The organism is Acinetobacter sp. C32I (assembly GCF_023702715.1).
GTDB lineage: Bacteria > Pseudomonadota > Gammaproteobacteria > Pseudomonadales > Moraxellaceae > Acinetobacter.
Map to the genome: position 1 here is coordinate 1,960,106 of NZ_CP098480.1, position 20,516 is coordinate 1,980,621.

At 40.1% G+C, this 20,516-nt stretch carries 15 protein-coding genes, 1 other RNA gene and 1 pseudogene; 2 read left to right on the forward strand and 15 right to left on the reverse strand.

The annotated features are described in order from the left end of the window. The 5 genes from NDN13_RS09425 to NDN13_RS09445 all read right to left on the reverse strand — a co-directional run bounded on the left by NDN13_RS09425 (position 1) and on the right by NDN13_RS09445 (position 6,970). Positions 1-2,157 carry an isocitrate/isopropylmalate dehydrogenase family protein gene (locus NDN13_RS09425; RefSeq protein WP_251118056.1) on the reverse strand — a complete coding sequence of 719 codons (2,157 nt, stop codon included), beginning with the start codon at positions 2,155-2,157 and terminating at the stop codon, positions 1-3. Next, positions 2,150-2,869, reverse strand: coding sequence for a hypothetical protein (locus tag NDN13_RS09430; RefSeq protein WP_251118057.1), 720 nt, complete (start codon positions 2,867-2,869; stop codon positions 2,150-2,152). Before NDN13_RS09430 ends, NDN13_RS09425 begins: the two co-directional genes overlap by 8 nt. After that, positions 2,866-3,807, reverse strand: a complete 942-nt coding sequence (locus tag NDN13_RS09435) for a hydroxymethylglutaryl-CoA lyase-like TIM-barrel protein (RefSeq protein WP_251118058.1) — start codon at positions 3,805-3,807, stop codon at positions 2,866-2,868. The genes NDN13_RS09430 and NDN13_RS09435 overlap by 4 nt, the downstream gene beginning before the upstream one ends. Positions 3,808-3,825: 18 nt before the next feature. Beyond that, positions 3,826-5,031, reverse strand: a complete 1,206-nt coding sequence (locus tag NDN13_RS09440) for a multidrug effflux MFS transporter (RefSeq protein ID WP_251118059.1) — start codon at positions 5,029-5,031, stop codon at positions 3,826-3,828. A 1,027-nt stretch (positions 5,032-6,058) separates the two neighbouring features. Then, complete coding sequence (locus NDN13_RS09445; RefSeq protein WP_251118060.1) at positions 6,059-6,970, reverse strand: alpha/beta hydrolase; 912 nt, start codon at positions 6,968-6,970, stop codon at positions 6,059-6,061. A 112-nt stretch (positions 6,971-7,082) separates the two neighbouring features. Between NDN13_RS09445 and NDN13_RS09450 the strand changes: the two genes are divergently transcribed. Further along, positions 7,083-8,108: an AraC family transcriptional regulator gene (locus tag NDN13_RS09450; protein ID WP_251118061.1), complete on the forward strand. Its 1,026-nt coding sequence runs from the start codon at positions 7,083-7,085 to the stop codon at positions 8,106-8,108. A gap of 57 nt (positions 8,109-8,165) precedes the next feature. On the opposite strand, the pseudogene NDN13_RS09455 reads toward NDN13_RS09450, so the two are convergent. The 5 genes and pseudogenes from NDN13_RS09455 to NDN13_RS09475 form a co-directional block, all read right to left on the reverse strand. Next, positions 8,166-8,692, reverse strand: a pseudogene (locus tag NDN13_RS09455) (recombination directionality factor); the annotation flags it as partial. A 318-nt stretch (positions 8,693-9,010) separates the two neighbouring features. Then, positions 9,011-10,153 (reverse strand): tyrosine-type recombinase/integrase, encoded by a 1,143-nt coding sequence (locus tag NDN13_RS09460; RefSeq protein WP_251118062.1) that lies wholly within the window; start codon positions 10,151-10,153, stop codon positions 9,011-9,013. 181 nt (positions 10,154-10,334) lie between these two features. Beyond that, positions 10,335-10,693: a transfer-messenger RNA gene (ssrA, locus tag NDN13_RS09465) on the reverse strand. A 124-nt stretch (positions 10,694-10,817) separates the two neighbouring features. Beyond that, positions 10,818-12,344, reverse strand: coding sequence for a DHA2 family efflux MFS transporter permease subunit (locus NDN13_RS09470; protein WP_004805230.1), 1,527 nt, complete (start codon positions 12,342-12,344; stop codon positions 10,818-10,820). A 6-nt stretch (positions 12,345-12,350) separates the two neighbouring features. Next, on the reverse strand, positions 12,351-13,499 hold the full coding sequence (locus NDN13_RS09475) for an HlyD family secretion protein (RefSeq protein WP_251118063.1): 1,149 nt from the start codon (positions 13,497-13,499) through the stop codon (positions 12,351-12,353). A 474-nt stretch (positions 13,500-13,973) separates the two neighbouring features. Here NDN13_RS09475 and NDN13_RS09480 point away from each other — a divergent pair, with 474 nt between their 5' ends. Further along, positions 13,974-14,960: an AraC family transcriptional regulator gene (locus tag NDN13_RS09480; protein WP_251118064.1), complete on the forward strand. Its 987-nt coding sequence runs from the start codon at positions 13,974-13,976 to the stop codon at positions 14,958-14,960. 50 nt (positions 14,961-15,010) lie between these two features. Here the strand turns inward: NDN13_RS09480 and NDN13_RS09485 are convergent, their stop codons facing one another. The 5 genes from NDN13_RS09485 to NDN13_RS09505 form a co-directional block, all read right to left on the reverse strand. Further along, positions 15,011-16,345 (reverse strand): MFS transporter, encoded by a 1,335-nt coding sequence (locus NDN13_RS09485; RefSeq protein WP_251118065.1) that lies wholly within the window; start codon positions 16,343-16,345, stop codon positions 15,011-15,013. Positions 16,346-16,528: 183 nt separating this feature from the next. Continuing rightward, complete coding sequence (gene antC, locus NDN13_RS09490) at positions 16,529-17,572, reverse strand: anthranilate 1,2-dioxygenase electron transfer component AntC (RefSeq protein ID WP_251118209.1); 1,044 nt, start codon at positions 17,570-17,572, stop codon at positions 16,529-16,531. A 12-nt stretch (positions 17,573-17,584) separates the two neighbouring features. Continuing rightward, positions 17,585-18,076: an anthranilate 1,2-dioxygenase small subunit gene (gene antB, locus NDN13_RS09495; protein WP_004805221.1), complete on the reverse strand. Its 492-nt coding sequence runs from the start codon at positions 18,074-18,076 to the stop codon at positions 17,585-17,587. Between the two features lie 3 nt (positions 18,077-18,079). After that, the gene (gene antA, locus NDN13_RS09500) at positions 18,080-19,495 is read right to left on the reverse strand and encodes an anthranilate 1,2-dioxygenase large subunit (RefSeq protein ID WP_251118066.1); all 1,416 of its coding nucleotides are present in this window, start codon (positions 19,493-19,495) and stop codon (positions 18,080-18,082) included. A gap of 203 nt (positions 19,496-19,698) precedes the next feature. Further along, positions 19,699-20,496, reverse strand: a complete 798-nt coding sequence (locus NDN13_RS09505; protein WP_251118067.1) for a class I SAM-dependent methyltransferase — start codon at positions 20,494-20,496, stop codon at positions 19,699-19,701. Positions 20,497-20,516: the final 20 nt, after the last annotated feature.

Sequence of the window (20,516 nt, forward strand, 5' to 3'; positions counted from 1 at the left end):
CTATTTTTCACTTTTCTCTAGCATTTTTAAAACCGACCATGAAGCGTATTCTTCTAAAATATGTTCAATTACATCTTTGTTATAAGGGAACATAACTTTTAGTTGTTTCTGTTTACTGATCGAAGTAGTCATAGTCATTTGACCAATTGGGCGATCTCCCTCCAAAATTACATTTAATTTGGGTTCAATCTCCACATTTACAGCATGTGAAGCTGTTTCTGTATTTGAACTACTTAAATATTTTGAAAGGCTTGGATCCTCAAACTCCCATTTAATAGAGGCGACTTTCTTTAAAATATCACTTGCTTTTTCTCGTTTACGACTAACGATATACGGTTGAAGCACTTCCTCAATTTTTTCCAAACTTTCTAACTTCATAAGCTGAAAATGGTTGAGTTTTAACTCGACCTGAACATAAGGACTTTTCCATAAGAAATGGACTTCAAAATCCTCAGGCGGGAAAAATTGATTGAATATTTGCCCAATTTCACCCTCACTTATACCAATTAGAGTCCAATGGTATTTAGTATCATTTGAAATCTGCGACAAGCTACTGTTTTCAATATAATTCTTAAGAATTTTGCAAGCCTGTTTAGGTGGGCCTGGTAATACTATTAATTGGCTTGCATCACAATGTATCGCAAAACCAGGAGCAGTACCGGTTTCATTTGCGAGAATTTTTGCGCCTTCTGGAAAAGTTGCCTGAATCTTGTTTGAGTTATCGACTCGTACACCAAAACTTATTAACTGCTTTTCAATTTTAGTCCAAGTTGCTTCGTCAAACTTAAGTGGTTTATTAGCAGCCTTCGCAATAGCATATCTCGTTTTGTCATCAGATGTAGGTCCTAGTCCACCACTGACTACAATTAGATCACTTGCACCGAGACTTTCGATCACTGATTGGTAAATTTGCTTAATATCATCAGCAACAACGATATGTTTTTTTACCTGAAGACCATTTTCATATAAATAATTACTAAATAATTGTAGGTTTAAGTTATTGTTTTCTCCGGTAAGTAATTCATCACCCACTGTAATGACCGTAGCCGTCTTACGATTAACTAATTTTGTGACTTTCTCAATAATAGTTAGGGCCATTTTTGTAGTTGTTGCTTCACCACCAAGATCATAAGTGACAACTTTTCCTTCACGAATTACACTATCCGTTGCATTTTCAATTAATTTAGCTTCTTCAGAGAATCCAAGATAGTCGAGCATTAATGCAATTGTGTAGAACATTGCAGATGGATTTGCTTTGTTCTTACCTGCCATTGAGGGTGCACTGCCGTGTACTGGCTCAAAATAGGCTATATCAGAACCAATATTAGCACTTGGTGCTAGACCTAACCCCCCCATTACCCCAGCTGCAAGATCAGATAAAATATCGCCAAACATATTTTCGGCAACAATAACTCCAAAAGTATGAGGACGAGTAACTAACCAAAGTGCTACAGCATCAACATTATGGATATCTGCTTCGATCAATGGATATTCAGATGCAATTGAATCAAAAATTTCTTTTGCAAAGGCACCACTTTCACGCATGACATTAGGCTTATCGGCAAAAGTAACTCGCTTAAGATTGTGTTTTTCCGCATATTCAAACGCAGTTTTAAAAAGACGTTCCAAGCCAAATTTTGTTTGTAATCTAACAGACCAAGCAACATTTTCACTGCCAGAGTGGCTAATGTTAGGGTGCTTCAGCCAATCCGCCATTTCTTCAGGAATGCCCTTGAAGTCAAAACCTGAATATAACCCTTCCGTATTTTCTCGAATGATACAAAGATCAAAAGGTCTTAAATTGCCATCCACGTATCGTACTGGCCGAATATTAGCAAACAGACCCAATTTCTGGCGTAATTGAATAACAGGAGAAACATATTTGATATCTTTACCTTTTAATTCAGCTGGTAAAGCTTCTTGCGCTGCTATTTTCCCCTTACTTGTAATCGCGCCTAATAAAACTGCATCTGCTTTTTTAATTTTTAACCAAGTATCTTGAGGAACAGAATCCCCATGATTTTCCCAACAGGTCCATCCAACATCCCCAAAGCATATTGAGATGGGTAAATTAAGTGCATCAATAATTGGTAATGCAGCATCACATACATCTTTTCCAATACCATCACCAGGTAAAACTAGCAAATTCTTATTCATAAGTACTTAACCATTCTTTTAAAATCTTATTGCAATCCATTGGATTATCGTTCCAAGGTCTCATTCCAGCTTTATTAACTAAGCGGTATTGAAAGTGAGGGCTATGTACAATCACTTGATTATTGATTGAAGCCAATTGGGACAACTCACCTACCACACTTAAGAAATTGTGTTTAAAATTTGGGATAATATTGCGAGCATCTAAATTCAATAACAATTTAAAGCCTAATTTCATTCTTGAAATCGCATTTTCCTGAAGCTCTTTGTCTATATGCATGGGTGGAATGTGATATAAAATATTTTTAGGTAAAACCAATTTATGTAGCTCGTCCATAGCTAAAGTAAGCTCTCTCTGATTGAGTAAATTAACTAAATTGGAAAGCTTTAATTTCAAATCCTCATCAGCAAAACCAGGACCATTTATTGAAATAGCACCAATTACATTGTCGATTTGCGTAGATATGACTTGAACCAATGCCCCACCCATTGCAAATCCAATCAAAATAAATGGTGATTTAATCTCTTCATTTAATTTGTTTTTGAGGCTATCAATAATAACTTTTGGAGCACATGAGGTTATTTCATTTACAGTATCAATGATGTGAACTTCATAATTCAGGTCAAGTAATATTGTTTTTAAATCCTTGCAAAAATCCCCGTTATCCCACACTGGCATAACTGGCGCAAGAATAACGGCAACCTTATTTTTCATGCTAAATTCACCTGTAAAGAACGAACTTTATTTAATGCAGAGTGGATATCTTGTAACAGTACTTCCTCAATTTCTGTCTTATGCTCCACGCTTAGATTACCAATCCCTAACATGATATCGATTAAATTTCGTTTAGATTCTGAAAAACAATTATTTGATTTTAGTGTATTAAGTTGAGTAAATATTGGTGCCAAATCATATTTACTATTATGTTTTTTACAGCTATTCAGATAAGGCAACCATGTTTCAAGTACTAAATTTCCAGATCCCTTTCCCATTCCAGCTAATGAACTATCTATCCATGTTGCTCCTGCATTAACGGCTTGAATACTATTAGACATAGCAAGACCTAAATTATCATGTGGATGGAAGCCAACAGATATCTTAGATGTATGCATAAGAACTTTTGTCATATTTGCAATATCATGAGGTAACAAACTACCGTTTGAGTCTGCTAAATAGAGAACATCTGCTCCAGATAATTCGCACAACTGGGCCATTTCAATTATTGATAGAGTTGGCACTTGGCTGACTCTTGTCACATTAATACAAACATTTAATCCGACTTTTTTCGCCAACTCACATAAAGTTAAAGTCGGCTTTGTATTATCAGATTTAATACATAATCGAATAGTATCAACACCTGCACTTTTCATATCATAAATATCAGACTCTGATATATTATGCGGATGTGCAATTATTACTAATTTAGCCTCTGGAACATTAGTATGTATTTTTTCTATATATTTGTTTGGAGATATACCAGTTAAGCCAATATTTGGAATAGGCTTAAAAGAACCATTTCTATATCCTATCTCAACATATTCAACCCCTGCTTTAACCATAGCTTCAACATGAGTAATTGCATACTCTGCTGTAAAACTAAAGTTATTCTGATAACCACCATCTCTTAGAGTTACGTCGATGTTATTAATCATATAGATCTCTCTTTTATTTTAGTCGTTATTGACTATATTACTGTGAAAAAACATAAAGATACCAAACCCCAAAATACTTATTGAGGCAATAATAAAAGCTACAATTGTAGGATTATGTTTAGATAGATATCCAATTAGAAAAGAAACGATTGCCGCACTACCTAATTGAAGTGTTCCCATTACACCTGATGCTGTTCCTGGTGCATTTTTATGAGATGCAATTGCTGAAGCTGTACCTAATGGCAATAGAAAGCCATTACCAAAAGTAAGCACAGATATACTAAGTATCGTTGTTACTAGAATACTTGAGCTTAAAAGCATTTGTAGTAAAAAGAGAACTCCTCCTATAACAAATATTGTGTATCCAATTTTTATTGTCTTATCTATTCCTCTGATTTTGCATATTTTTTTAGCTACAATATTACCTAAAACATAACTTAAGGATAATCCAATATATGAATAACCAATATAAGCAACGTGTAATCCCAGTTTATTTAATAAAATTGGTGATTCAACTATATAAGAAAAATATGCAGCATAAGCAAAACATGGAATTAAAGCATAATAGATAAAAACTTTATCGGAAAAAACTTTTAAAGTATTTAAAGAGATTGATGAAATATTAAATGGATGTCTTTTAGATTTTTGCAAAGTTTCCTCTAGATAGAAAAAACATAAAAACAAGGTAAACATAATAAATACAACGAGAAATACAAAACATGATTTCCAGCCGAAATAATTATTTAAAACCCCACCAATCATTGGTGCAATTGCTGGTGACATACCAACAAAAGGGAAAATTATTAAATATAAGTGTCCCGCATCTTCCCTCCCCATCTTATCGTTAATAATAACCTTACTAATAGTAATACCTGCACAAGAACCTACACCTTGAAAGAACCTAAGTAAAAGCAAGCTATCAATTGAATTAGTTAATAAAATACCTACTGTTGAAAAAAACCAAATTACCAACCCAATTAATAATATTTTTCTTCTTCCAAAGCTATCACTAAGTGGACCATATATAAGCTGAGATATAGATATTCCTAATAAAAAGATAGCAATTGCATTTTGAATAGAACTTTCATCAACTTTATAATAATCACTCATATCCAAAATGGCAGGAAGAAAAATATCAGTAGATATAAGACCACCAATTGATAGCATGGTAATAATAACAATAAAAGTAATATTGTATTTCACAGTTCGCATTTTATTAGCCATAGATGTTTTTCGACATATTACTAAATTGTTCTTAATATTCATCAAAAAAAAAGAGTCAACAGTGTGTTTCAAAAAATTGAACAATGAAATTATATTTTTTTAAGATTAATTTAAGGTTTGATAATTATTTTTAAAAATTGCTTCTTAGTTATTGCTATTTTTTTCATACGCTTAAAATAGTTATTAATCCATTTGTTACCTATAAAAAATAGATTAATTTGTAAAATGATATCAACCACCTTACTTTTATACATTTTACTCTAAATGTACTTAAATAATTAAACTTAACTAAAACTAGCTAACAGCGTTAAAATTCAGAATAAACGCTTAACTATACAATACAAGGACAAGAGCCTTTAGTTGAGTAATTACTCCGAACTAACAGCTCTTTGCATAGCCACTAAGAATCTAGATACACGCTAATTTCATTTTATGAAACGTCTCAAAGTCCTTTGGCGACCGCTGGTCGTGAAGCCCAGTCTCGTTGGAGTAGTGGAAAACTCTTTAAAACTGCTGCTTCTAATAACAAAGAATTATTCCTTTCTTAAATGAAAATATAGCTACTTCGTAATGGTCAAATTGTCATTGAACGCTATATAAATGAAGTGCTTCGATTTCGAAGCACTTATATCATCAAAAGAAGAATATCAAAATTAATTTAAGGGCTATACTGACACTGACTGCTGCAATCCTTTCTGAATATCTTGAACATGGCTCAGGGCTGTAAAACCTTGGAAAATACTGGGATGGCGTCACTTGAACTGAATCAATAACATTCTGTTTTATTTACTTTTTATTTTCATGCAATTCAAATTTACCCAATCTTGACCCATTATCCCGATGCTGATTATTGCTCTGATCTTGCCTTATTCATATTGGGCTCTTCAACAATAGCAATCCTGTTTTAAAGACAGCATTGTCATAACCTGATGTGCCACACGACTCATAACGTGTCATGGACAAGCAATGTAAAAAAGGCTGCAAGTAGCAGCCTAATCTTTTTATGGCCCTAGTTCAAAATATTTAATTAATTGATCGGAACAGTACGCTTTAGAAAGTCGAGCTGATCTTTCACAACACGCTCGAAAGCTTCTCCAACATAAATTTCAAAGTGCCCATCGGTGTAGTGTTTGATTTCATGACGCGGTGTCCGGTTGGCATGACGCAGAGTAGTTTTGGAAGGCGCTACCGTATCATGATCGCAAATACAAAATAAAACAGGCGCTTTAATTTTTGGAGTTTTACGACCAGGATAATAACGAATAATATCAAGTGCAAAACGTGCAGCAACATAGTTCGGAATATTTGATCCCTCAGGCATAAGCGCGAAATAGCCAGTATAACAATCAGGTGCATTCATCAATGCTGTTTGTCCTGATTGAGCCGCAAGCGGTACCATTACTGGTTTAGCTCCGAACAATGAAACAATTTTATCTTGTAGTGCTAGTCCTGTTACCTTTAAGGAAGTGAGTGGACTCATAGCCATGCTAGATGCAAAGCCATCAGTAAATGGACATTGTGATATAACAGCGGCAAGTTGATTGTCATCAGCAGCTGTTGATAGCACATGACCTCCACCAAATGAAGTACCCCAAATGATCACACGCTTCGGATCGACGTCTTTTAGACTACGAGCATAGGCGATGGCAGCTTTCCAGTCTTCAAGTTGTTTTCCAATGTCTAATAACTGGCGGGGCTCACCTTCACTTTCACCGAAGTGTCGATAATCAAACACTAAACAAGCATAACCAGCAGCAGTGAAGCGCTCAGCAAAAGCTGGTAAACGCATTTTTCGAGTACCACCTAGACCATGTGCCATAACAATGATAGGAAAAGGACCTGCACCTAATGGGCGATAAAAGTCAGCGCTACACAGTAATTTTCCTGAATTAAATTTAACTACTATTGGCTTTAAGAGATTAGAGGTATTTTGAGTCATCGCTATTCTAACCATTTGTACTGAAGATGTTTAAATTATAGGTTAGGATAATTTCTAGGGCTTGACGCTAGCGGACAACCTACTTGATACTTTCCGCCAAACAGTAATAAAAATGTTAGGAAAAACAAAAACTGCTATGGGACAACATATATATCGACGCGTAATACCTGAAACATTTGTCCAATTACTGTATGAGTACCTTGATGAAAAAGGTTACTCACCAGAAGAATTGCTCGAAGAACCTTGGCCTGAACCAGACCCTCAAGGTATTGGTGGCATTAATGTTGAACATTGGAACCGTATGCTGGAAACAGCAGCTGAGCAACTAAAAGATCCATTATTAGGAATACATCTTGGACAAACGATCACTGCACGACATCTAGGAGTGTTGGGTTCTGTATTTTTAGCTAGTGAAAATCTTGAAGCAGCCATAGTACGTCTTAATCAATATTTTCGCTTAGTTTTTGATGTGGTTCCAATGGTTCTACGCAGAGGGAATAATTGGATTGATATTACTTGGGATGAAAGTGAGTACATAACTGGTGCATTAGTTAATGTCACTGGATATGCTGTTTTAGTCCAGTTCTGTCGCACACTCGTTAGAGGTACTGTTAATCCTGTTTTTGTTCATTTCAAACATCCTAGGCCAACTGACATAAGTCCCTACGAGGAGTTTTTTAGTTGTCCTGTTCTCTTTGGTCAAAGTGAAGTAGCTGTAAGGTATAGTAGTGAAATCCTCCATTTTCCGCTGAAAAGCCCTGATGCAGCACTGATTTCAATCCTTGAACAACATGCTGATCGTTTACTTGCTCAATTACCACAACAGTATGAGATCGTAGAACAAGTTCGCCAGCTCATTACTAGGGCATTGCATGACGGAGAACCAGATATTGAGCGAATAAGTGCAAAACTCAATTGTTCTTCACGAACATTACAACGTCGATTGACGGAGGCAGGAACGAACTTCAGACATGAATTAAATTTAGTTCGTTATGAGTTGGCCACGTCGTATTTACAAGACCCTCGTTTACATATCATGGAAATAGCTATGTTGCTCGGTTATTCAGAACACAGTGCTTTTACACGGGCTTTTAAAGAATGGAGTGGGATCACCCCTCAACAAGCTAGAGACAAATAATCCATTTTTAGTGGTAGGATGGCGTCAGTTGAAATAGAAAATAACATTCTGTTTTATCTAATTTTTATTCTTATAAAAATCAAACTTACCCAATATTGACTCTTTTCGAATATGTTGCACATGAGTTAAATCAGAGGCTTGTTGATTCGACTTTGTTTTTGATTCATCTTTGTAAAACTCTTCCACAATTCCAGCCCCTCTTCACCTCCTACCTCAAAATTAGCGTTGTCATAACCTTGCCTTGCCACATGATCTAAAGCTTCCTTATAAAATCCTGCTGCCTTGCTCTCGTTATCAATATGCCTGGCTGAGCTAATTGCTTCCTGTAACCTTTAAATTGATAGCATCACGTAAAGTTAATTCCACATAGTAAATCGGGGTACAGTAACTTTGTATAATGCTTTTACCTCATAAGGCAAGCATGAAAGTAGGTCAACTGAAGCTGCATGGTAGTAACGTAACCGTACTGCCAAAGTACGAATGCCATTAAAACTTGTTGTTCTAAAGATGAAGGGGTCAAACTCATCTGATTCATCTAAATCTAAATTAATGTAAAACCTGCCATAGCCATAGGCTTTGCACAATCATTTGCCTTTAACAAAGACAGCTAAAACAAAATTAAAAGATCTTTCTGAATTCAAAAATAAAACTGAAAGTGAAATATTAGAAGAATTAATTCATCAAATGTATTTAACAGAAATGTGCGATGATGGGAAAGAAAAATACTAACAAGTTCATCTAGGTCAACTTTTGCCTTTAAAAACGGTTTGAAGTCACCTTCAATGGCATTGCGATGATACATTAAATTGAAAATATAGCCACCTCCCTCATAACTGTTTCATATTGCATAACTATTTAATCTTGTAAAGATAAGAGGCTTTTCAGCCTCTTTTTTTTCCACACTATAATTTTAGCATCCAATTTTTTACTTGCTCCCCATACCACTCCATAATCTTTACACGTTCGTCCCAATACTGCGCTCGATTATATGCAGAGCGAATACGGTTCTGTGGCACATGGGCAAGTTGCCGCTCAATAGCATCAGGATTGAATAAATTCGATTCATTCACTACTGTACTAAATAATGATCTAAATCCATGTGTAGTCATTCGTCCTGCATAGCCTGAACGTTTAATCACGGCTAAGATTGACTCACTACGCATAGCTCCCTTGTTATTTAGGCGGTGCGGAAATAATAGATCCTGATTATGTGTCAGACGCAATGCCTGAAGTTCATCTAGCATCATGTCTGTTAAAGGTACACGATGAGGCAAACCATTCTTCATACTCTCAGCAGGGATATCCCATTTACGCTCATCTAGATCAAATTCGTCCCAACTCGCTTGCAGTAACTCACTTACTCGAACACCAGTAAGCATAATCAGAATAATAGCGTGGTGAGTTTGAGCGTCCGCTGGATAAGTTTTGATGCGTCTAAGGAATTCAGGCATTTCATTTTCTGATAATGAAGCTAAGTTCTTCACTTTTTTATTTTTGAGTGCATAAACCAAATCACTTGCTGGATTATCGTATCTATAGCCATGAGCTATGGCATATTTCATGACCATACCACAACGTGACAAGGTACGCTTGGCAATCTCAAGCGAACCTCTTGCCTCTATTTTCTTAATAACCTGCAAAATTTCAGTAGCTTGGATTTGATTAATTCGCTTGTTGGCAAGTCCAATATACAATTCATCTAATGATGCTTGGACATTGCTAATATGCTTTGTAGACCATGTTTCTTTTTGATTTTCAAACCAATCTTCAGCCACCTCTTTAAAAAGTGGTTTTAACTCATCAACCGCCTCTACACGAGAAAACTTATATTTTATATCTAAAGCAATTTCACGAGCTTTTTTCAAACTTAGTTCAGGATACTGCCCTAGTGCTTTAGATTTTCTTTGCCCATCAACCGTAAGTCGAAGCGCCCAATATTTACCCCCTTTGGGATCAATGATGAGTGACAACCCATTAGAATCTGATAATCGATATTGCTTTTCTTTAGGTAATGCCTTTTTGCATTCCACATCAGTTAGTGCCATTTTTCCTGCCCCAATCATTTTGAATCTTGTGGGTCAAATTGTCCCAATTTTGACCCTTAAAAGGCAAAAATAAGGTCAAATCAAGTCGGATAATATCGGACAAACAGGCAAATAAAAAAGCCTTTAAGTATTGAACTTAAAGGCTTTTTTACATCGGATTGAACAATCCCGAATAATATTTTGGTGGAGATGGCGGGAGTTGAACCCGCGTCCGCCAGCACTACACTCGAGAATACTACATGCTTAGATATCGTCTATTGTTTTAACACTAAGTGACCCGACGAACAGGGTACGAAGTGCGATCCTCTAGATTTGGTATAGTGTCCCGAGGCTCAACACTATACGGACTTGTGTGCGTGCGCTTCAGTCGGGTTCACTGACCACAAGTATTCAGTGAAGCGGACAAGCTGCCCTTAGGCAGCTAGAGCGTATGATTCGTCGTTTGCGACTAAAAAATGCAAATTTGATTTACGAGAGGAAATGCGCTCTCGGCATGCATCTATGAGTTTCATTACCAGCGTCGAAGCCAGAAACATCCCCAAAGTACAGCGCAATCATAGCATAGATGACTAGAATTTAAATGTTAATTTCTAAGCATCGAGCAAAATATGCGCTTATAAGCCTATATTGTTGCGAAACTTGCGTTTTCAAGTCCCGATCCAAGTTAATGTGGTGCAGGCCCACCAGCCACAGGTTTCGGTTTTGGACTCATCCAGATCAGAGCACTGGCAAACACAAACACGATCGCCAACAGCATAAATACATGATTGGCAGACATGGTAATCGCTTCTTTATCCACCAGATTCGCAATCGTGGCGAGTGTCGCATCAGAAGAGAACCCATTCTGCAATAAGGTATTTTGTACTTCTTGCGGATGTAAGTTATTCACCATTTCACTACGTGCCACTTTGGCATGATCATCCCAAATGGTGACTGCAATTGAAGCACCAATCGCCCCTGCCATGGTTCTCAAGAAGTTCATCAAACCTGCTGCCGATGCCATTTCCTGTGGTAAAACCGAGCCCATTGCAATATTTGACAGTGGAATAAAGAAGAATGGTACAGCAAAGCCTTGCAATATTTGTGGCCAAGCCAAAGCCATAAAGTCCGCATCAGTCACCCAGAAGGCACGCATTAAGGTCACGACACCGAGCAGAGCCAAACCAAAACTGGCCAAGGCGCGTGGGTCATATTTGGTCGACAGCTTCGCCACAATGGGCGACATGGTCAGACTACCAAAGCCCATGGTGGCTGTCAGGTAACCTGCCCATGTGGCGGTATAACCCAAATTAATCTGTAACCACTGCGGTATCAGTACAATACTGCCAAAAAAGGAACCAAAGCCAAAGGCCAAAGCCAATACTGATACGGCGAAGCCCCGATGTCGGAACACATACAGATTGACCACGGGATGCTTTTCGGTCAGTTCCCAAATCATAAACACGATAAAGCCAACCACCGCAATCAAGGCCAGCATGATAATACTGCTGCTATTAAACCAGTCCCGTTCATGCCCCAGATCAAGCATCAATTGCAATGCACCAATCCAAAGCACTAACAGGCCTAAGCCAATCGCATCAATCCGCAGTTTTTCAGTTTTGGTTTCAGCCACCGACAATAAACGTATCGCGGCTAAAACACAGAAAATACCCACAGGAATATTGATAAAGAAAATCCAGTGCCAAGATAGATTGTCACTGATGAGTCCGCCAAGGATCGGGCCGAGAATCGGGCCAATCACCGTGGTCATCGCCCACAATCCCATTGCCTGCGCATGTTTTTCAGGTGGGAAAATCCGCATCAATAGTGTTTGGCTGAGTGGCATCAATGGCCCGCCACAGAGACCTTGTCCGATACGGAAAAATACCAGCATTTCTAAGGATGTCGCCAAACCACACAGGAATGAAAAGATGGTAAAGCCAATCAGACCAAAGACAAACACCCGAACCGTACCAAAGCGCCCCGCAAGCCACCCTGTTAAAGGGACACAAATCGCTTCCGCAACGGCATAAGAGGTAATGACCCAGGTCCCCTGTGAACTGGAAACTGCGAGGTTCCCCGTGATATGAGGGACAGATACGTTGGCAATGGTGGTATCTAGTACCACCATAAAATTTGAAAGGGCGATCACAAACGCGGCAAGTAGTAAGCGCCCGCCACTCAATTCTGCAAATGGATTTTGCGTTTTCATGGCTGATTACTTCGATGCGAGATCAATATCCGCTTGCATCGACAACCCTACACGCAATGGATGTTCTGCAAGTTCTTTCGGATCAAGGCTGATACGCACAGGTAAACGTTGTACCACTTTAATCCAGTTCCCTGTGGCATTTTGCGCAGGGATCAAGGCAAATGCTGCACCTGTACCGCCTGAGAAACCTTGTACTACGCCGTGATAAACCACATCATCACCATATAAATCAGAGCGTAAAGTCACTTTCTGCCCTGCTTTGACTTTCGCCAATTGGCTTTCTTTGTAGTTGGCATCGACATACAGTGCAGAGACAGGCACCACCGACATCATCACGGTTCCAGGCGCAACCCGTTGTCCAATCTGAATATTACGGCGGGCGATGACACCATCAACAGGCGCACGAATTACCGTACGTTCTAAATCCAAGGCCGCTTGTTCCACATGTGCTTTTGCGACTAAAACATCTGGAGTAGATGCTTCATTCACCCCTTGAATCAAGGCTTCATTGGCCGCATAGGTACTTTCAGCCGCTTTACGGCTTGAGGTCGCTTGTGCCAAACCTGCTTGTGCCAAATCCAGACTGGCTTTTGCTGTTGAAACCGCACTTTGTGCCTTGCTTAATTCCTCTTTAGAAATTGCACCTGATGCAGCCAGTTCATTACGACGATTCAATTCCAATGCAGCACGATCATAATCGGCTTGTGCTTTGGTCACTTGTGCCTGTGCACTAGTGATTTCATCATTACGAACCACAACCTGAGAATTTAAAGAACTGCTATTGGCTTGGCTTTGTTTATATTGGCGTTGCGCTTTAGCCAGTTCTGCCTGCGCCTGTGCCAATTGAATCTTGGCATCACGTTCATCAATACGTACCAATACATCGCCTTGTTTGACCTGTTGGGTCTCTTTCACCAAGACCTCAGCCACTTGCCCACTGACCATTGAGGTAATTTGTGCAGTTTCTGCACCGACATAAGCATTATCGGTATTGACCGAATGATTAAAGAATAACGCCCAAATACCATACAGAATTGCAGCGAGAATGAGAATGAGTGCGAAAAATCCAAGGAATTTTTTACGTTTTGCTTTCATTGCATCATCTGATGCCGAATCTGAAGCAGCATCCTGTTGGTTGGCTTGAGCGTCAGTCATAAGTTATTCCTGAAAATTAAAGAGATTTTTAACTTTTGGTTTAATCAGCCGATCAGTTTAATTTTGAAAACTTAACTGAATGTTAAAAAAACCAAAAATGAAAAATAAGAACAAAAACCATTTCGCATTTTAACGATAAAAAATCATATGACGAGATTAAAAAAAATAACTGATGCGTTCAATTCTTATAAATTGATATTTTAATGATAATAAAAAACTTAAAGTTTGGGTTCTAAGCAAGTGATCTTCGTAGTCTCCTCAGACACAACAATGCTTAACATACCTATAAAGCATGAAGATATATGTGGAATAGGCTTGTGTATTTGGCTGGATTTGTTCTAATGAGCTTAAGTGGAATATTGATTTTTGCGCAGCAATTCATTCTTCCATGCGAGAAAAGCACGGTCATTTATGGATCAGAATGGCATTTTTCTTGCTGCTAAAACAACAAACACTTAGCTAGGTGAAAGGACGATGACATCACTCAGCCAAAATATGGATCTTATCCATCATTCGCATCAGGCCGACTTTGCTCAAGATCTGATGTCAATGATCTGTGGTGAACACCGCTTGGATACCCTATGTCGAGAAACACTCGATTTTCATTATGACGGGATTCGTTTACCGCATAAAAAAATGGCGATCGGAACCATCAGTTATGGCGCCAATGTCGCCATCAATATTGCCAACCTGAAAGCCTATAGCATCAGTCTGCCCTTTCATGGCAAACAAACGCTGAGTATCCGTGGCGCAAAATACCAATCCGATGCACAAACTGGTTTGATTGTCTCCAATCAAGACTTACAGGATTTGGTCATCAATCAGGACTGTCAAAAATTTCAGGTGGTGATTCCCGAAAACAGCCTGCAACTGGTCCTGTCCGAACTGCTGAATCAACCGATTGAAGAAGCCATCGTCTTTAACCCTGAAATTTCACTGTCGATGACTGGCTTGATGCAAGCATGGTGGCACAATATTGAAAATTTCTTGCAGCTTAAATCGCATTATGCCGACTTTTCAGGCCTACCCATGTTTTCCGAAGACTATGAAAATTTTGTGATTAAAGCCCTGCTGTTGTCTCAGGAAAATAATTATTCTGCAGCCTTACATGAACGCTGCAACCGAGCTGAGCCAGCTTATCTACGCAAAGTAAAAAACTTTATCATTCAGCATGCTCATGAAGCCCTCAATGCCGAAAGTTTACACACCTTGGCAGGTGTGTCTAAATCCAAACTCTATGAAGAATTTCAGCAGCATTATGGCCTGAGTCCGATGGCCTATCTACGTAAATATCGCCTACAGCAAATCTATAAAATATTGAGTAATACCGCCAAACATCAAAAAATTTCCATCTCCAAATTGGCTTATGACTGGGGCTTTAATCATCTCAGCCGCTTCGCTCAAGAATATAAGGATGAATTTGGGGAAAAACCAAGTGAAACCCGAAATAAACATGAGTGAACATTCTTAAATAAAAAAAGCCCAGTCAACGTACTGGGCTTTTTTATCTATTAACTGGTGCTTAACACGGGTTTGGCTTTATTGTTCTGACGCATGGCTTTTAAGCTTAGGGCAATGAAAGCAATAAGGGTCGGCAAGGCCAGCAGATAGAAAATTCCGCCAAGGCTGATCTCATAAGTAAAGATATAAGAACCAAAGAACGCCCCAAAGATAGCGCCGATGCGACCAATGCCATGCATCCACGACACCCCAACCGCACGACACTGTGATGGATAAAACAATGCGGCCAAAGGTAATAGAGACGATTGCGCCCCTGTCAGCAATGCCCCAATCAGGAAAATACTAATGCCAAGTAACAAAATGCTTGAGCTAACAAAGCCCGCAACGATAAACATGATAAATGCTGTCAGGTAAGCATATTTAATCACCTGAGTTGGATTCAGTTTATCCATATACCAACCCATGATGATGGCACCAATCACCCCACCAAAAGGGAAAATCGCGGCAATTAAACTAAATTGTTGTGTGCTAAAACCTGCGGTTTTTAAAATGGTTGGCATCCAGCTGGTTAGCAAATAGAACACCAACAGGCTCATAAAACAGCATAACCATAACATCACTGAACCCCACAGATATTTGCCCAAAACTGTTTTAACAGGACTTTCACTGCGATCTACATCAAGGTGTGGCAACTCGATTTTAACGGTGTCGGTAAATGTATGACCTTGAATCTTTGCCAGAATCTGTTGCGCTTTGGCCTGCTGCTCTCGTTTGATCAGATAAGGCACCGATTCAGGTAGTTTCAGTAATAAAGCCACCACGAGGAACAAAGGAATAATACCACCCAAAATCACCACTTTGGCCCACCCGAGATTTTCCAACAAATAGGCAGACAACAAACCACCACAGGAAATCCCTAACATAAACCCACATCCCGCCAAACCAGTCAGAAAGGCTTTGCGTTTCGCGGGCATATATTCAGAAACAATGGTACTGATGTTTGGCATCGCTGCACCCAAGCCCACACCGGTAATAAAGCGGTAAATCATCAAGTCCTGCGTGGAAGAAGCAAAACCACACAAGATGGTAAATACGGAAAATAATAAGGTGGTAAACACAATCACCCCTTTACGTCCAAACCGATCTGCCAATGGCCCTGAAATAATTGCACCGATCGACATCCCCACCAGTGCTGCACTGAGTACGGGTGCCAATTCGGGTTTACTGATGCCCCAATCATCCAATAAGGCGGGCGCAATAAAACCAATAATCCCGGTATCTAAACCATCACAAAAAAACACCAAGAAACCCAGTGTAAATACCAGCCATTGCAGCGGCGATAAACTGTCACGATTGATTACTGTATTAACATCAACTGTCTTCATCTTTATTCCCTTAAAAGCAAATTCTGTTAAAACTTCTGTTGGTTGAATCAATTCAATATCTGCAGTCAATCTCTCCTTCAGAGTCGTCTGATTGCATATATCCAATATTTTTTAATGTTGAGGATGATATTTTTGATGAATGAAAAAAGGGATGGTCATCACGATGTTCCATCCCTTTATCCATTAAGCCTCGAGTGCAATACGTGCACTATTGCTTTGTAAAAACTTCTCACTATAGAGACGGTAATTCGTTAATGCTTGCTCATCCAGCCAACTTTTGACCGCTTCGATCATCGGCGGTGGCCCGCATAAATACATATCAAAGGCTTGTTCCGCCAGTTGCTCCCGATTCAGATGCTGATGGATATAACCTGTTTTTCCTGTCCAAGTCTCTGAAGATTGGGTGACGATGGGTTGATAGTTAAAATTCGGCATTCGTTCTGCATAGGCCAGTAAACGTGACTGTTCGCATAAGTCGGTTGCCTGATTGACGCCGTAATACAACTGAATCGCAGGTGCATCGGCTTGCTCGGCAATATTGTCCAGCATGCCTAAAAAAGCGGATAGACCTGTGCCACCTGCAATAAACACCAGAGGTCGTTGCACTTCACGCAAATAGAAACTACCCAAAGGTGCTTCCATCATGATGGTCTGACCGACTTGGCAGCGTTCACGTAAATAATTACTCATCACCCCATCAGGCAATAAACGAATTAAAAATTGCAGTTGATTGTCAGGATTAGGCCGATTGGCAAAGGAATAAGAACGCCAATCCTCTGTTTCAGGAATCTGCAAACGCGCATATTGACCCGGCAGAAACTCAAGTTGCTTGGTATATGAACTGGCATCGACATGCAAGATGGCGGTAGTCTCAGACACCAGTTCAACCTTGGTCACTTTGCTGGCAATTTTTAAGGTTTCACCTGCATGGCACATCTCGGAGCTATGATCAAAATAAAAGGCAGCATTGGATTTGACTCGTGTTTGGCAGGCCAGCATTTTACGCTCAGCCAAATCACGCTCGCTCAAGGCATCTTCATCCACATATTCCTGTTCATAGCTGCCAGTTTCACATTGGCCCTGACAGGTCCCGCACACGCCTTCACGACAATCCAAGGGTAGGTTGATGCCCTGGCGAATTGCAGCATTGAGCAGTAACTCATCCTCTTGAACTGAAATAAAAAAGGTTTTTCCATCGGCAAAATTAAGCGCAACTGAATGTCCCATCATGAAGCTCCCTTAAACATGATAAAAATCTAAGACCGAATCAATTTTGTCATTCAGCAAAATCGTGTGCTGACGGCGAATACGGAATCCTTCCGCTGTGGGTCTTAACAGATAAGTGGCATGTCCATAGAAACAACCTTCCAGACCTTGACGGTTATATAAAGTGCTCCATCCGACTTTGGCTTCAATCAAACCCTCTGGCAGGGTTTTGACCTGTACATTTTGAATACTGTGCTGCGTGCGTGGTAAGGGTGTGGCTGATGCCGCTTTGCCGGTACGGATACGAAACACGCGATCCTCAAGTCCTGAGCGATCTGCATAATAAATATAAGACAAGCCCTGATTTGGATCTTCGACATAACGATGATCATCAATCCATTGTGGAATGTGATATTCGCTATCTTCATCATACAGTTCCAGATAGGCATCCCAATCATAGCGATCGCACAACTCAGACTTCTGATATAAAAATTGTGAAACAGCAAAATGTAATTCAGCAGTCATGGCTTAGACCTCCTCTGTCACAGTATCTAACTGGTAGGTAATATCCTGCATTTTTAAGGCCTTGCGATTTAAACCCTCCAGCATTAAACGCTGCCATTGACCGTGCTGATTGACATATAGGCCTTCATGCGTCAGTTCACGGCCCGTGATCACAGGTTGAATCCCGAGATCCTGTGCATTCTGCGTCAGCTCATAACACCATTTATGCTGTCCACGGGAAATATCACTCCAACGCTCCAAACGTGCTTGGAAGCCTTTTTGCTGTTCACGGAACTCCACTAGATCATCAGGCGTACCTAAGCCAGAGACATTGAAAAAATCTTCAAACTGGCGAATGCGGTTACGACGTGCCTCAGTCGACTCACCTTTTACCGCCAGACATTGGCTAATCACTTCGGTTTTATTCCACGCCACTGGACGCACAATCCGCAATTGAGAACTGATCTGATCCATAAAGAATAAGCTTGGATATAGGTTTAGGTTTCTGAGCCGATGCATCGCCCATTCAGCACGCTTAGCACCATATTTTTCCACCAGATATGGCATCACCGTGTCATAGCCAGGACGCACCGCTGGATTTGGCATGTCACTGAATAAAACACTGTGACCGTTTTTAAAACTGAACCAGCCATCATCGGTTTGGTTATCGCCTGCACCTAATTTGCTGTAATCCAAGGTATCCAGATCATCGCCTTTGGCGGCATTGACCTGTTGGCGATGTTGTACAGTTGAGACATAGTTATAGTGCACAGTACTGACGTGATAGCCATCCAGACCATTTTCATTTTGCAGTTTCCAGTTTCCTGCAAAGGTATAGGCAGACTTGCCTTGCAGGACTTCCAGCTCACCTGTTGGCGACTGTTCCACCATTAAATCGAGGAATACTTTGGCATCACCCAAAAAGTCTTCAAGGCGATCCGTTGCCTGTGTATCCAGACTGACAAAAACAAAACCACGATAACTGGCAATACGTCCTTGTTTGAGACCACGACTCGACTTGTCAAAATCTTCACAATATTCGGCAGGCGCTTTGACTTTGACCAGACGACCATCTGATTTATAGCACCACGCATGGAACGGACAGGTAAAGGTGGATTGATTGCCTTTGGCCACACGGGTTAAGGTGGCGCCACGATGCTCACAGGCATTGACCATGGCATGCAGTTGACCTTGGCCATCACGGCTAATAATCAACGGTTGACGTCCAATCTGAACAGTTAAAAAATCATGATTATTGGGAATTTCACTTTCGTGACAGGCGTAGATCCAGACTTTTTCAAAGATCAATTCCATTTCCAAATCGAAAAGCTCAGCCTCTGTGAACATCTCGCGTGCGATACGAAATACGCCATCGTTCGGGCGAAAATCCAAACATCCTGTGATGAAATCTTGCCATTCTGCAATATTACGTGGAGCCATTTTTATCTCCTCCAATCCATAAAAACCTTTTCATGATTGAAGCTTGATTTATGGCTGGACTCTATCCACTTTTTCCAGATCTCTATCCAGTTTGAGAATTATTTTAGGATCGCACTATTGCTAGATAATGAAACCAATTGAGGTGGAAATATTCGCCCCCCCCAACCAGACACATCGAATCATATTTTAGGGAAGATAGGCTGTTAATTTTTAATCGCCCGTGTTGCCAAAAAGGTTGGCATAAATTGATCCACTAAAAAACGTGGTTGTGGTTGATCATCTTCATAAAAGCTTTGAATGAGAAAACCAGCAGCCAGTTGCCCCTGAATTAAATCCGTGAGGCTATGTCCAAACACCACCGCCTCACCTGCTTGCAGTTTGGCATTGAGCGCATCTGCACCCAGATCTTGAAGATCGGAATAAGGTAATCTATAAATCGGGTGAATCAGCCCCTGTTTGGCATATTCAGGATTACGATCTGCAATAAAAACCACAGGATTATAAAAACTGGCGATCAAAACCCCTTGCGGTTTGAGTACCCGATAGCATTCCCGCCATACCGCTACAACATCGGCAACATACAGGTTTGAAATCGGTTGCATGATCAAATCAAATTCAGCATCCTGAAATGCATGCAAATCACACATATCTCCCTGCACGGTCTTGAGCTGAAGCCCTTCGCGTTCCGCAACCATTCGGTCTTGCTGTAATTGTTGATCAGAAATATCAAAGACCGTAACATTCGCGCCCGCAGCCGCCAGCACAGGTGCTTGTTGACCACCTGCAGAGGCTAAGCACAGAATGTTTTTTCCGACAATATCGCCGAGCCATGCTTTGGATAATGGTCTTGGCGTGATATGTACCTCCCAATCTCCATGACGAACTGCGCGAATTAGTTCATGACTGACAGGACGTGACCAAGCTTGCTGTTCTTGCGCCTGCTTATCCCAAGCTGCACGATTATGGCTGAGAAAATCGAAATGATGGATTGCTTTTGCCACAATGAAGCTCCCTTTTCAGA